The following is a 14769-nucleotide window of genomic DNA, read 5'->3' on the forward strand; positions in this document are numbered from 1 at the left end:
CTCACTCAAAAGCAAATCTTTGCTACTGGTGAGGCTTCTTCATTTAAACGAAACGAGGATACCTGTATCAGATAGGTATCCTAGTTATTCATTTTGCAGGACTGTTTATCTTAAAAATGCGGTGGCGCACCAAAGCAGCGGTGCCTGGCCATGCAGATCCCCGGTATTTCTTTTCCGGTCGAGATAATATTGATGGCTGTCTTTTTTATTCGTGCCTTCACACACATCGGTAATGTCTCCATCACTATTGATGTACTTGATTAACGATAACCAGGCCTTGCGTGCAGCAGGCGCATAGATCGATTTATCCAGCCAGCCTTCCTTCACACCTGTAATAAAGGCGCAGGTAAACATACCGGTACAGGAGGTTTCTTTCCATGAATTTGGATCGTCAATAAGTTGTCTCCACATACCATCTTCTGCCTGGTATTTCAGTAATGTGGCCATCATTTTTTTATAACCTTCCATGATGCGGGGACGATCGGGATTTTTTTGGGGCAAAGAGCGTAACAGCTCGCTCATGCCAACAGCCATCCAGCCGTCGCCGCGTCCCCAGAAATAAGGTACATCGGGTGCATGATAAAACAGGCCATTCGGCTGTTGTAAAGAGTCCAGGTAAAATACCATTTCTTTGGCAGCTTTGGTAATATACATGGGGTTGCCGGTGGCGCGAAATGCCTGCGATTGAACAGCTGTTATCATAAACATATCGTCGATCCACAAACGCGTTTGCCAGGTCAGCCCCTTATTATAAAACCGGTGTGATTCTGCAGTAACCCGCTTTCCTTCGGGCGGTCCCCATTGCTTGTCAGCAAACATCTTTCCTATCTTAAGATATCGCTCTTCTTTAGTTTGCATATATAGTTCCAGGGGAACGGATCCAAATACAGTGTAATCCACATGATCGGGAACCGGGATTAAGCTGTCACGGCTACCGAATAAAGGTTCGAACCGATCTGCCAGCTTCTGGGTAAGGGCTTTATTGCCTGTTACTTTTGCAAAAGTTAACGCGCCATACCAGGTACAGGTTTCAGGATACGTAATTACCTTGGGCGGAGTCGTTCGGTTAAAGTTGGTATGAGGTGTGGCAATAAACCGTGATGCTGTTTTTTGCCCGATCTCTGCCGGCGAAGCTCCCCTGGGCCATGATTTAAATGCGGGAATGGAGGATGACTGCGCATGTACCGTGGCAGTTGCGGCAAGCACTGTTACAGCACCGGCAAGCAATAAATTTGCTGACTTCATATTGTATTATTTTCATTTTATAATTTAAACTATTTGTTGTTCCAACCGGGAACTGTAAAAGGGCAAACTATTTATTGATTTACCAGGAAGTGAACGATCCTGACCGCATTGCCTTTGGATGCCGTATTGCTGGCAGCCACCACCTTGAGCCGCAGCCGATGGCTGCCTTTTGATAATCCGTCACCTAATAAGATATACCAGGGCAAATGCAAGCTTTTGCTCCATTGGGTATAGAGATCGGCAGTCTTGGTTTCTTTTCCATCTATAGTATATTCGATGGCTCCCGCATCGGGGCCTGAAAGAATGGCTATACCAATGGCGGTGCCTTTGAATGTTAATTCTAAGGATGCCCCCACATCGGTAGCTTCCAGCACAGGTACCTGTACAAATCCGGGTCTTGTGTTTACGCAGTCTGCGGGCTCCCAGGAATTGTTGATGGTAAAGCCATTTCTTTTTGTTGGTACAGATACCGGCAGGTAGTTTCCCTGGTTATAACTTTTGCTATCCAGTGGAGCCGGCATTTTCGCTTTTGCCAGTTGGTTGGGCGAGCCTTGAAGTGCTCTTTTTAACAGGGTTTGAATAGAATTGGCGTATAATGCCTGGCCGTAAGGTGACGGATGTAAATCTTTAAAGTCATCCTGCCAGCTTAATTCTTTGTTATGGATACGTTGATAAACTTCTGAAGCCAGGTTAATAAAGGGAATACGGTAGTGGTTGGCCAGGTCCTGGTGCAATTGTATTTCAGCCGGCGTTTGCTGTGCACGGTAATCGGCGATTTTGAATTCATCGGCAAAGCCCATTAACACGATGTTCATGTAAGGGTTATGGGTCAGTGCGTTACGGATGATTCCCTCCAGTGACCGCCGCTGCGCTATGGGGGGTGTGCCGTTTACAAAATCATTTACGGCAGATTCTGCAAACAGCAGGTCTACACGGCCTTTGCTCAACACATCATTTTGCAGGCGAAAAGCATGCGGCAAACTTCCCAGCGAGGGTATGCCTGCATTAATGAACCGGAAACGGGCCTGGGGGTAATGTTCTGTAAGAAACCTGCAAACTATATTGCGCCAACCCGTCATATTGGTAATAGAGCCGCCTAAAAAGGCAACTGTTATTGAATCTTTTTGATGAATACGATAAGCCAGGTTATTAAGTCCCTCATTGAAGGAAATAAATTGCTCCGCTGGCAGTATGGCTTGAGCAGGAACCGTATTGCTGATAATGAAGTTGGCTAATGCTTCAGGCTTCTCAATAGGAAAGTGGTGCCCCTGCAGGCTTTGCGCTCCCTTGGTCATGGGTACTATTGTAGCTGGCCCCCCGGCTTTGATATAGTTTTGTACAAGTGCAAAGGTGTTTTCTTCGTTAGGAACAACACTATCATTTAAACCTATTACATGTAGAATAGGCACTCTGTAGGCAGCCAGTGTTTCGAGATTGTCTTTGGGTTGGTCTTTATACTGTATGGCTTCGGTATCCGAAAACCCATATACGTTCAATAATTTTTCCCAATCTGCAGTAGAACCGCTTCCCCGGCCTTTACCCCCTGGCCAGCTGGTAAAATCGCAAACAGGAGCCTCTGCATAGATACAGCTCACTTTGGATGGATTTCTTTTAGCCCAGGCATAGGCATATAACCCTCCACGGCTTACTGCTTCAAGGGCAGGCTTTGCAGCAAATTGTTTTGTCCCGGTAAGATAATCATACAAAGCATCCCATAAGTTCATCGCAGACGCATGCCCGAATAAATCATTTGCTTTTATATAAGCGATGGCAATTCCCCGTTCCAGCAAAATACTATCCATTTCGATGTGCCAATCAGGAAAATAAGCGCGCCATACCCAGGGCTTTCCCGTTAAAGGCTTTGCCGGTTCTATATACCAGGCTTCTGCACCATCCAATGTAAATTGAAATTTTTTGAAATGTTTCCATTGGGTTTGCTGTTCACTGGGGATGTGCTGGGTCTTACCTTGACTTACCCAAAAAAGGCAGGTAAATAATAGCAGCAGGGATAATATCTCTGTATTTTTTTTCAAACTTCAGGCTCTGACCGTTTAACCAGCTAAAATAGGAAAATGTTTTTTTTAGCGTTCAGCGGATTTAGCCAATTATTAAGCTGTATATACTTTGCAAACAATTGGTGTAGGCTGGTGAGCAGTATTTACCAGGTGCATAACATTTTTTTCTGCAACTCCGCGTTCTTAACGTAAAACTTTGCGCCTCAGTCCAAAGGACTCTCCAAAGGAGTTCTTCGAACCCTTGGAGCGGTAAAAAATATTAAAATTCAAAAAATGTTATGCACCCTATTTATCTGTTGATTTCCGTTATGTCAATAATGTTGCTTGTTAAAGATTGCAGCTTGCCTGCTGCGATATTGATTCCCACCTCCATCAGGTAAGCTCCTGAGAATATTTTGCCATTATCCGGCAATGCAGACGGCGTGTCGGGCAACAGGTTGATCTCACGTATACGGTAGTTTTTGGAGGGTGCCAAACCTTCGAGCAACACTTTTGAAAAGCTGTCTTTTTTTCTGAGGTTTAAATGGTAGTTAAAGAGTACCGCCCGGCTTTGGGAGTTGTTCACATACATCAGAACTGCCCTGTTTTGATCATAGGGAGAGATCAGGCGATAAAGATCACCTTTCCATATAATGTCGCTGATATCCGAATAGGTTTTAACTGCATTTTTGCTGAACTCAAGTTCTTTTTCGGTAAAGTTGTTCACGCGGATATCATATCCCATTTTGCCCATCATAGCTACATCCGTTCTGAATTTTAGAGATTGTTTGCCCATGCTTGTTACATGTGCTGAAATGGTATTGGATGGAAAAAAGTAAGAGTATCCCCATTGTATAAATATCCGCTCCAACGCGTCTGTATTATCGCTGGGCCAGAATTCTGTAAAATACTCAAGTGCTTTATAGTCGGTACGACCGCCACCACCTGCGCATAGCATAATGGGTAAATGCGGGTACTTTTTTCTGATGCGTTCCATTACACTATAGAAACCTTTAGTGTAATTAATATAAAGATGCGATTGACGATCTTTAAGATAAGTAGAATAGGCGTTGGTCATACTCCGGTTGCAATCCCATTTAATAAAGGCAATGCCCGGATTTTTGGTCATCATATCATCTACGATACCAAATACAAAATCCTGTACAGAAGGGTTGGTCAGGTCGAGGACCAGTTGATTCCTGCCATAGCTCTCAGCCCGGTTGGGGAGTTTCAATATCCATTCAGGATGTTTTTCATATAATTCACTTTTAGGATTCACCATTTCGGGCTCCAGCCAAATGCCAAATTTTACGCCAAGTACGGAAGCTTCCTGTACGAGTTTGGCAATGCCGTTAGGAAGCTTAGATCGATCTGGTTGCCAGTCACCCAGCCCTGCTTTATCATCATTCCTTGGATATTTATTACCAAACCAGCCGTCATCCAGTAAAAAAAGATCTACACCCAGTTGCTGCGCTTCTGCAAAAAGCTCCGTAAGCCTTTGTTCATTAAAACTGGTATGTGTGGCTTCCCAGTTATTCAACAAGGTCATCCTGGGAGCATTACCATCCAGCAGGGCATTATTTCTAACCCATTTATGCAGGTTACGGCTGGCTAGCCCTTTACCCGTTGCGGAGTAGGTGAATATGAATTCAGGTGTTGTAAATACCTCGTTTGGCGCCAGGTAATATTCTGAGGCAAATGGATTGATCCCTGAAATAACCCTTAATCCATTTTTTTGATCTACCTCGAAAGTATATTTGAAATTGCCGGTCCAGCCTAATGTACCTGCAATCAGCTTTCCATCATTTTCTGAAGAAGGCTTACCCAATGAAAGGATAAAAGTTTGTGTCTGGTAAAAATTAGTTCTCGTACCAAGCTTGCTTTCAATATTCTTGATTCCGTTGGAAAGCTTTTCCTCTGCCATCTGTACCTCCCTGGCCCAATCTCCGTGAAATTGTGTTAACCAATATTGTCCTGCATTAAAATGCAGCAGCGACGATGCATACTGCGTCAGCATTACAGGTTTTTTTTCCTGGTGCCGTATTTCGGTCCAGGTTTTTATAACATTTTCATTATTGTAGGCTTTGAAGTGAATAGTAACCTGAAAAGGGTAGGCAGGATCCTTCAACATGATTTGTGTATAGGTAATATTAGCTTCCTTTCGCTGATTATAATGGTCAAACTGCAAATCCAATGAAGGATTCCCATCGTTATGTACGGCTCGAATGGCGGGCTCAAATTGGTTATCTATACCAGCAGTCAGGTAAATTTCCTGGCCTGCGTTCAGGTCTTTATAATCAGACCTGGAAAGTTTATTTCCGATGTAAACCTGGGTTACTTTTTTATCCTTTCCTATTTTGTAAACAAGGGCTGTGTTATTGGTCTCTATAAAAATTTTATCCGTTTGTGTTTTACCAGCTATTGATAATAAAAGAAATAAAAGGATACAGGAAAATGGTTTCATTTGTTTGCTTTAGAAGAACCGTTGACAGGTTCTGTTGTGTGTTTTGTTCAATCAGAATACCGGGGTTCATATTGCTTAAAGGTTAATAGTGGTTCTTTTCCCTTCAGTCAATTCATAATTCTGTGTTTTCCCATTTGCTGTAATATGCATTATCAGCCGGTTGCCATTCTTGCGAAGTATTTCCATATCGAATATCTTTCCAAAAGCATGCATGTTTTTCAATCGCATAAAGTTCCACGATATCGGGAGGTTGGGAGTGATGGTGAATGAGTTGAACCCAACAGGGCGGATCCCTAAAATACCCTCCGTAAAAATGCGACAGTATAACCCGCTTTCAGCCGATAAGTGCCGTTGGTTCCCTTCGGGATAAGCTTCTACAGCATAGGGCACATGTTCTCCCAGTAGTCGCCGCTGCGAATAATATTTTAAAAAATCGTATGCTTTTGTTTTTTCTCCTGCTGCAAAGGCACCGCGTAAGCCATATAAAGTAGATCTGTCCCAGAAGGTACTGTTTCCGGCAAGCGTGGCAAGTCCGTCTTCTGTCCACAAACGCTCAGAAAATAATGCGTCAATAGTCCCCTTTTTTCTATCGAAGATGTCCATGACTAATGGCGTAGCGATCCAGGATCTCAATGTATCGTTGCCTTTATAGTAGCGGTAGGTATTAAAACCCTCTACCGTTGCTCCAAAGTATTGCTCAATACTGGACTTCATTTGAGCGGCCCGTTGTATATAATCTTTAACCTGCTTGTCGCTTTTTCCTAATGACCGGGCAAGCATTGATGCCGACAATAAGCCGTCATAATATAAGCAGCTGGTATTAAGGTTAGCATTTCCTGAAGGAAACCTGCCTTCCAGTTCATCTCTGTTGCTCCATACCACACCTTCGTCATTGATCTTTCTTTTACAGTATTCCAGGCACCATTCAATAAGCGGCCACAAGACTTTCGCCGAATCAATGTTCCCGTTAGCCAATGCAAACCGGCCGGCACCATAAGCGATCATAGCCATATCGCCCCGGTCGCCTGCTCCCTGCCATATTCCTTTTCCTTCATTGATAATGGAGCTGGGAATAGGCCTATACTCCGGATTCATGTATGCTGCGAATTGCCTGTAAGCGTTCATAGCTGATTTAGTAGCAATATCATCTCCCAGGTAGGCAAAAAACGGGTTGATATATTCTGCCTGGTCATTAGCCCAGATTGCAGCATAGTATCTCAAGCCTCCGGGACCATGCATTAGACCGCCCCTGGTGTCAAATATGCTTTCAGTTCCTCTTAGTTTGGCAAAGTTGAACATAGTATTTAAAACGGTATCCGGTGATTCTAACCTGAGCAAATGGCTGATGCCTTCAACTCTTTTTCTTCTCGCGCTTTCTTCCTGCGTGATATTGGCGTATGCCGGCGTGGAAGATGTTCCTGCAATGGCCTGGTAGCTAATGCCAAATACGACTGAATCGCCCGGTGCTATTGTTTTTATTCCATCATTAATGCTAGATATGATAAACCTTAAAGGACCGTCACTGGCCCGCTCGGGGGCAGGTCTTACTTCCCGCAGCAGATATTCCATTTCAAGTTTAACGGGTTGATTCCCGTTATTAATAAAAACAAGCTTTTCAATAGCTAATGCTTTATCAACCGAAGGATAAAAAGATCTTTTTAATGTTAATGTACCAGATGTACCAATAGTACTTTCGATTGAGAGCATTCCATCAAATTTTACTGTCTTTGCCTTTTCGGGTTGGTCATCCATAACAGTAGCGTTATATACACCCTTCTTTAGAAGCTTGTCATTTATTAAGAACCGGGGAAGATTTGCATCGTCAACACTATACATCATCGACGCAATGGTTCGGGCAGGTAAAAGCCTGAAGCCGGGAAATACAAATGTCCTGGTAAATGAGGGAGCTTTGTTGCCATCGATATTGTATTGAAGCCAGAGCGATATTTTCTGCCCGCTCATTTCTATATGGTCGGCGTGAGGTAACCGATCTGCAACATTCCACTGGATAGCTCCCTGTGACTCAATGCTCCATCGGTTCCCGGCCACTTTGTTTGCATTTACCTGGGCTTCGAGGCTTATGTGTATGATCATCATACCAAAACAGATGATAAAATAATTGCTGGCAGCATTCCTGATTCTGACACAATTCATAGCTAATTTAATTTTGATTCATATAACCGGCGACGGCGGCGATTATCTTTCCTGTACAATAAGGATGATTAACTGTCTTCAATACAAAAACGTTCTGACTTTCAAATTAGACACCGCAATGGTAACAAGTAAAAGCCGAAAACCTGAGTGGTTTATTGGCCAAGTATTAAGCAATTTTATCCGATCGGTGTTCCGTTAAAAAACTAAAATACCTTAATTGTTTATTAGCTCATCTTGCAGAATTTTGCAGCTAAAAGAACAAACTAATGGAAGCTGTTATTGAAGGACGTATCAGTTTTGAACAGATAGGAAATAATTATCCGAAAGCCCCTAATGTTGACTTTGAGGATATAATGATCAATGATGTTAGCTGTAGATGGGTTAAACCAGATGACGCTATCGAAGATGAAGTGCTGGTATATATCCACGGTGGTGCTTTTATATACGGCTCTCTTCAGTCGCATACGGCTATGGTAAGCCATATTGCCCGGGTATTGAAGCGGAATACATTAATGATAGATTACCGTCTGGCACCGGAGCATCCTTATCCCGCGGCGCTAACAGATTGTGTGGGCGTAATTCTAAAGCTCTCTCAGGAGAATCCCGGCGTCCGGTATGGTATTATGGGAGATAGTGCCGGCGGTGGTTTAAGCATGGCTACCCAGTTAAAACTAAGGGACCTAGGTGGTCCAATGCCTTTATATAGTATAGTTATTTCTCCCTGGGCGGACCTTGCCTGCAAAAATGATAGCTATAATAGCAATGAGCTACGGGATACTATTTTAACCCGGGAATTTCTCCAATGGGCTGCGGATTTATATGCTGGCAGTCACAATTTATCGGAAGGGCTGTTATCTCCTGCGAATGCAAACCTGGCGGGCCTTCCACCTGTTATGATTGTATATGGTACGGTTGAAATACTGGCAGATGATAGCATACATCTTTATCAGCAATTCCTGAAAGCCGGTGGTAGCGCAGAGCTGGTTTCTTTCGATGATGAGCAACATGTATGGCCGTTTACCGACGTTCATTCGACGGCGTCTCAAAACGTACTTGAACATTTTGCAGCATTTGCAGAAAAGCATGGCAGCAATACAGGCCATAGCTGATTGATAAAAGCATACTTCATAGTTTTTAACTGCTGTCTTTTGAGCATTTCAGTAATGGAAAAATTAATGTAGGTTTGGCCTTATGAATTACAGACAATTTAAAGGACAAAATATTTCTGAAATAGGATTAGGTACCTGGCAACTGGGCAGTGCAGATTGGGGCGTAGTAAACGAAGAGGAGGCTTTCTCCATTTTAAAAACATATACGGATGCCGGCGGGAATTTTATTGATACCGCCGATGTATATGGCATGGGCATCAGCGACTCGCTGATAGGACGTTTTTTAAAAACGATCGACCAGGAAGTTTTTGTAGCTACCAAGTTAGGGCGTAGACAGGACAGCCCTAATGGCTGGCCTCAGAATTTTAGCTACGACTTTATGAGGCAGCATATTGAAAGTTCATTGGAGAAGCTGGGCAGCAGCTCACTTTTCTTAGAACAACTGCATTGTATTCCTACAGAGGAAATGCGCTCCGGAAAAGTATTTGATCATTTCAGGAGGTTTAAAGAAGAAGGTCTGATACAATATTGGGGCGCCAGTGTGGAAACAGCAGAAGAAGCGCTTATTTGTTTGGAACAAGAGGGATTGGCATCGCTTCAGATCATCTTTAATTTGTTTCGCCAGCATATTGCCAAAGAGGTTTTTACAAAAGCGCGGGAAAAAAATGTAGCCATCATTGTAAGAGTACCGTTGGCCAGTGGCCTGCTTACAGGAAAGTTTAATGAGCAAACAACATTTGCAGGGACGGATCATCGCAACTATAATGCAAATGGAGAGTCGTTTAATGCCGGCGAAACCTTCTCAGGCATCGAGTTTGCTAAAGGTGTAGATCTTGCAAGACAAATAGGTAGTTTGTTGCCTGATGACAGGATGGCTCAGGCTCAATGGTCTTTACGTTGGATTCTTGACCATCCGGAAGTTACTACGGTAATACCGGGGGCTTCGAAAATAGCACAGGTCATCGGTAATGTTAACGCTTCAGCCTTACCTGCACTCACACAGGAAACCCACCAGCAACTGAGAGCGTTATATGATGATCAGATAAAGGGAATTATAAGAGGGCATTATTAAATCCGGAATAGGTTGAACGTAGTCATAAATTTTCTTTTTATGATGTTATTGTCTTTCCTGGCCTTTCATTGCATGGGGCAGGGGAGAATGCAAGCAACGCTGCCCGATACTGATACGGTGCGGGTCATGAAAGAATATGGTATTGATAGTATGTTCCTTTCAACGAGCCGGCAACAAATGATCAATGGTTGCTGGAAAGAGTTGGAATACCGGCAATTTGATGAATCAGGCAACCTGGCGTTGGAAAGAAAAACCAGGTATGCGACGGACAAAAATAATACCTGCGACTTTACTCCCTATATTGAGCACAACCGTGTGTACAAAAACAAAAAGTTATATAGGGAGTACTCCAGGCAGGCCGCCTGTGCTGAATGTGAAGCACACCCCTGTGATTTGGAGAAGCAGTGGAACTCATCGGGTAAAATAGCATCTCAACGCAGCTATGGTAAATGTGGTTTTAAACCCCTTGTCAATAAACGATCTTAGAACTGCTTTACATTAATCCTTATGTCTTTATTTTTATAATGAAAGATCAGGGGCGCATCCTGGTTTAGGTTGCCTAACGTTATTTCCTGGTTGTTGTTGGTGATTTCGTAGCGATCGTTACGAATATAGATAAGGTAATGACCGGCTGGCAATTTAAGCTGGAAATCGCCTTCAAAGCTGGTTACTGTGTTATAGGTTTTACCGGTTTGTGTGTTTTGAGCGTATATCGTAATACCCGAGGCATCCTGTACCTGTATATCGTATTCAGCTTTAATTTCCTGAAGAGTTCCAGTCCTGGTATAAGTTTTAATAACAGGTATAGCAAAATGTTTGTTTTTATTGATATGAATGCTGTCGCCTGTCAGAATATCAAGACGCTGATCATTTCTCCGGGCCGTAATATAGTAAGTAGCTTCGGGTACCTGGTTGAGTTTAATTCTTCCCCTGGTATCGGTTATCGCAACTGTTGTTTTGTTGAGCTGTATGATCGTTCCCTGTAGCAATGGTTCTTTTCCATTTCTTTTCCCGTTTTGATCATGATCTTCAAATACCTCCAGGATAATATTATTTTCATTACCGGTTGCAGAAGACCATTGGGTGAAGGCTTTTTTCAGGCCAATGCTAAATTGAAAATTGCTAAATCCTGAACTGCTTCGGTTATTTTGAAAGCTGGAATAAGTGATATTGCCCGTTGCATACCAGTCAGTGCCTATTTTATAAGACAGAAGCGCCGAGCTGAAATAATTTCTGCTTTGATAAGTATTGATATAATTGTAACCAATATAAGCGTTACCCGATAATTTACTACCTGGCGAATTCAAATTGTAGCCGGTGGTTATTGAGTAGTTTCTAAAACGGTCATTGTCCTGCGCCATGGTTACATCGTAAACATTAGAAGGATTAATACTGGCCATACCGTCTATATAAAATGAAGCTATCCTGTAGTTCAGTAAAAGCCGGGTCGAATGGAAACTTTTATCTGTATTAATGATTTTTCCAATCCCATAATCCACTGTAAAGTTCAGCGCATGTTTATTGTAAAGTTTGGCAATATTCAGTTTGGTACGGTAGGCTTCATATTCCATTGTTCCGGGTAATGAGTACTGCTGGTAGTTGTAATTAGGGGCCAGGGTAAATGTATATCCATTGATGGTTCTGCCATAACCCGTTTCGAGCTGGTGTGTAATAAAGCTGTTATTTACCTGGTACAAAAGAAAGGACGATGAATCGTTCACCACGAATTTCGGTTTGTTTACTGACCCGCTGTAAAGAAAAAAGATATTACTATTGTTAGTGAACTGATAACGTACAAACTCATAAAAATTGAGCGCTCCTTTTCTGAGTCCTGCATAATACGGGCTGCTGAAATAATTGTTGGATACAAACGAGAACTGTTTTCGTTCCAGGCTATAAGATAAGCCTAGCGCACCTCCCGGATATTTCCTGTGTTGGTGAATACCCTCGCTGTTGCTGGCGCCTCCTTCAAGCACTAATGAATGTACAGAATCGTTTATGATAGGAATATTCGCAGTTGCCAGGTGAGACTGTACACCGGTGAAATTATTTTGGTTGAAAACATAGGAAGTACTCATGATTTTACTGTTATTAATGCGATGGTCTAACCGGGTGCCAATGCTATAGCCCGGATCGGCCAGATGTGTTGCTGAGCTATACAGTAAAAAACTATTATTGGTTCCTAATATTTCTATCTGTGTTTTTGGCGAAATTTTATATTGAAATAAAGCACCCCTTCCCGCAATATTCATATCGTAACCCTGTGCGTTGATATTGCCCACACGGGAAAATGTTTTCGGCGTTTGAAAACTAAGCCAGGTATCGTAAAGATTCAAAAAACGGTAATTGACAAAGTAGTCTGCTGTAGTGTTCAATTCTATTACCTTGCCAGGTCCCGGCTTTTGTTCCATATTGGATCTGAACTGCACAAACTCATTAGCCTGGTTCGACCGGTTGAATTGAAGTTCCAGGTAATTCTTGTATATATTGCCAGCTCCACTGTAGTTCATATTTCTTTTTTCAGCCAATGTGCGAACAGGAATAACAGTACCGGATATAGCCTGTGTGTTTCCTGGTTCGTAAGCCATTACTGAAAGACTGTAGTCGGGATAGTAAGCATTTTTTTTCCGGGTAAGCAGTCGCACCTGTATTAGCTTTCTTTCTTTCGGTGCCAGCGATACCATCTCTTGCTGTATTGCAGTAGCTAAAAATTCCTCCGGTAACAGTTGGTACTTCAATGCAATATTCCTGGTTTCATAGCCGGGATTTTCAATGAACAGGTTGACAAAGTTTTCATTTACGGAAGGATTATAGTAAGCTTCACCCGATGAAGTGCCCATTACCAGGTAATTTGATACCGGACGTATTATGAAGAAACTGGCTTTACTGATTTTTGTTATGGCATTTTCAGTGTAATAAATGTGGTATTCAACCTTTCGAATGGCTGACCGCATCAGTGCGTTATCAGCTATCATCTTCACCTTTAGTATTTGCTGTTCGTTAAAACGTACCGGTGCTGAAAACTCAGGAGTAAACAAAATCCCTGGCAATGATTCTGCCGGTCGAATGCTATCAATTTTAATGGTATGGGTGCCTGTATTCTTAATCACGAGGTCATTGGAAAAGCTTAGTCCCGCTTCAATAGCAATGCTGTCGGCTTTAAAAGCTGTAATGATGCCATGAGTATTTTGTCCTGTTGCGGTTGTTAAAAACAACAAGGATAATAAATAGAATACTATGTGTTTTAAAAAGCTCATAAATGCCTGTTACAAGCTGGTGAAGCTGTAAATAACATTAAGAATATAGGGCGTTGTGCCGGTTTGTTTACCCAGGAATTGTAGAGTTTGTGAAGCCGGAATGGTGTATTTTAAGGAAAGCTGCCTGTTGATGATTGAACCTGCATTAGTAATGATCGACTGCGATGTGGTTGACAGTGTTCGGCCGGTTACGGTTGTTTCTCCGGTCCCGTTTTCAATTTGCGCAATAGATGCCGGTATAGTGGTGGCCATACTATTACGGGTGAAATTAGCGGTACCGCTCTTTACATAAACCTCGTAATTTTTGTTATTGGTAATCAGCAGGTGATTGGGCATATTAATGCTTTTTGACATTTGATAATCAGCCAGGCTTCCATAACTGAAATTGACATCGGGTGTTCCTTGTACCGCAATACTGCTTAGCGGGTCCGTGGTAATAGTAAAGGCGATTGTTTTTAGGTCAGCAATAGTACCACCCGAATTACGTGTTCTTAAGTCTACGTTGAAAGTATAAGTGCCGGCTCTGAAAAAATGCTGGACAACGTTAGCAGATGTAATTTTAAGGATCAACGGAATAGTAGTGATGTTACCGGCAGGTACGGCAAATCCCGGGGCGTTAAGTGTTGCATAAGAAGTGGAAAGGGCAGTGGTGGTTAGTCCTGAACCCTGTGCCTGCACTATGTTTACAGGTATGGAGGTTGCAGCCCCGCCACCATGCGGCGTAAAAGTAATGGGCCCCTGTGCTTTAATATCTATAAAGGCAGGCTCGGTATGTCCCACACTAAAAGTACTCAGGTTGAAATCAAGATCAACGGGGGCGGTAAACGAGCTCACATTGTTATAGTTTCTTGTAAAAGAGGTAGTAGAGGCGACCCATTTATTGATATAAGGTATACTTAATGACAATGGTACCGGGAAGGGGGTAATATATCTGTAGCCAATCAAAAGCTGAATAATACTAGACGTAGGCTGGTTGTAGATTAAATTACCACCTGTATAGCTGCCGGCAATAAGCTGGTAATTGTTCAAGGTAGCTCTGGAAATACTATATCTGCCGATAATGGCACCGGTAGGTGCATTGGAACCGGCTTCGGTAGGAGAAAAAATAGTCTGAAAGCTGCTTGAAAGATTGACCGGGCCAACCGGAGCACCGACAAAACCGGGACTGCCTGGTGCTATACCACCAATACTTATAAGTTCAAAGGAAATATTGCCCGCCGGGAAGCTGCTGCCGCCATTGGTAAGCGACGCACTGCCGCTGTTACGCATCTGCACGGGAATATTTTGCCATGCAGTAGATAATATGCCTGTCAGCGGTATCGATACCTGGCCTGTATTAAAATTTGCAACGTAATTCTGAGCGCCAATTACATTGCCTTCTTCAAGGCTTAACACTACCTGACCGTTGGCCGCTTTTTGACCAAGCACCCAAATGATCAGGGCTGCAATGACCCGATTCCGATAAATCACCATG

Annotated in this window: 9 protein-coding genes; 3 read left to right on the forward strand and 6 right to left on the reverse strand. The window is 42.9% G+C overall.

The window, feature by feature from the left end; all coding sequences use genetic code 11:
* Positions 1-105: 105 nt before the first annotated feature.
* The 4 genes from ACLOAU_RS13180 to ACLOAU_RS13195 all read right to left on the reverse strand — a co-directional run bounded on the left by ACLOAU_RS13180 (position 106) and on the right by ACLOAU_RS13195 (position 7857).
* On the reverse strand, positions 106-1245 hold the full coding sequence (locus ACLOAU_RS13180) for a glycoside hydrolase family 88/105 protein (protein ID WP_427862330.1): 1140 nt from the start codon (positions 1243-1245) through the stop codon (positions 106-108).
* A gap of 71 nt (positions 1246-1316) precedes the next feature.
* Positions 1317-3278 carry an SGNH/GDSL hydrolase family protein gene (locus ACLOAU_RS13185; protein ID WP_427862331.1) on the reverse strand — a complete coding sequence of 654 codons (1962 nt, stop codon included), beginning with the start codon at positions 3276-3278 and terminating at the stop codon, positions 1317-1319.
* A gap of 271 nt (positions 3279-3549) precedes the next feature.
* Positions 3550-5703 (reverse strand): alpha-galactosidase, encoded by a 2154-nt coding sequence (locus ACLOAU_RS13190; protein WP_427862332.1) that lies wholly within the window; start codon positions 5701-5703, stop codon positions 3550-3552.
* Positions 5704-5778: 75 nt separating this feature from the next.
* Positions 5779-7857, reverse strand: coding sequence for a glucosidase family protein (locus ACLOAU_RS13195; RefSeq protein ID WP_427862333.1), 2079 nt, complete (start codon positions 7855-7857; stop codon positions 5779-5781).
* A gap of 266 nt (positions 7858-8123) precedes the next feature.
* On the opposite strand from ACLOAU_RS13195, the gene ACLOAU_RS13200 reads away from it, so the two are divergent.
* The 3 genes from ACLOAU_RS13200 (at position 8124) to ACLOAU_RS13210 (ending at position 10524) form a co-directional block, all read left to right on the forward strand.
* Entirely contained in the window at positions 8124-8966 is an 843-nt protein-coding gene (locus tag ACLOAU_RS13200) for an alpha/beta hydrolase (RefSeq protein WP_427862334.1), read from the forward strand.
* An 82-nt stretch (positions 8967-9048) separates the two neighbouring features.
* Positions 9049-10038: an aldo/keto reductase gene (locus tag ACLOAU_RS13205; protein ID WP_427862335.1), complete on the forward strand. Its 990-nt coding sequence runs from the start codon at positions 9049-9051 to the stop codon at positions 10036-10038.
* 39 nt (positions 10039-10077) lie between these two features.
* Positions 10078-10524: a hypothetical protein gene (locus ACLOAU_RS13210; RefSeq protein ID WP_427862336.1), complete on the forward strand. Its 447-nt coding sequence runs from the start codon at positions 10078-10080 to the stop codon at positions 10522-10524.
* Here ACLOAU_RS13210 and ACLOAU_RS13215 read toward each other — a convergent pair.
* Positions 10521-13295 carry a carboxypeptidase-like regulatory domain-containing protein gene (locus ACLOAU_RS13215; protein WP_427862337.1) on the reverse strand — a complete coding sequence of 925 codons (2775 nt, stop codon included), beginning with the start codon at positions 13293-13295 and terminating at the stop codon, positions 10521-10523. The two genes, ACLOAU_RS13210 and ACLOAU_RS13215, sit on opposite strands and share 4 nt — an antisense overlap.
* A 9-nt stretch (positions 13296-13304) precedes the next feature.
* Complete coding sequence (locus ACLOAU_RS13220; protein ID WP_427862338.1) at positions 13305-14768, reverse strand: hypothetical protein; 1464 nt, start codon at positions 14766-14768, stop codon at positions 13305-13307.
* Position 14769 lies beyond the last annotated feature (1 nt).

This window comes from Paraniabella aurantiaca (assembly GCF_050309965.1).
In the GTDB taxonomy this organism is placed as follows: domain Bacteria; phylum Bacteroidota; class Bacteroidia; order Chitinophagales; family Chitinophagaceae; genus Niabella.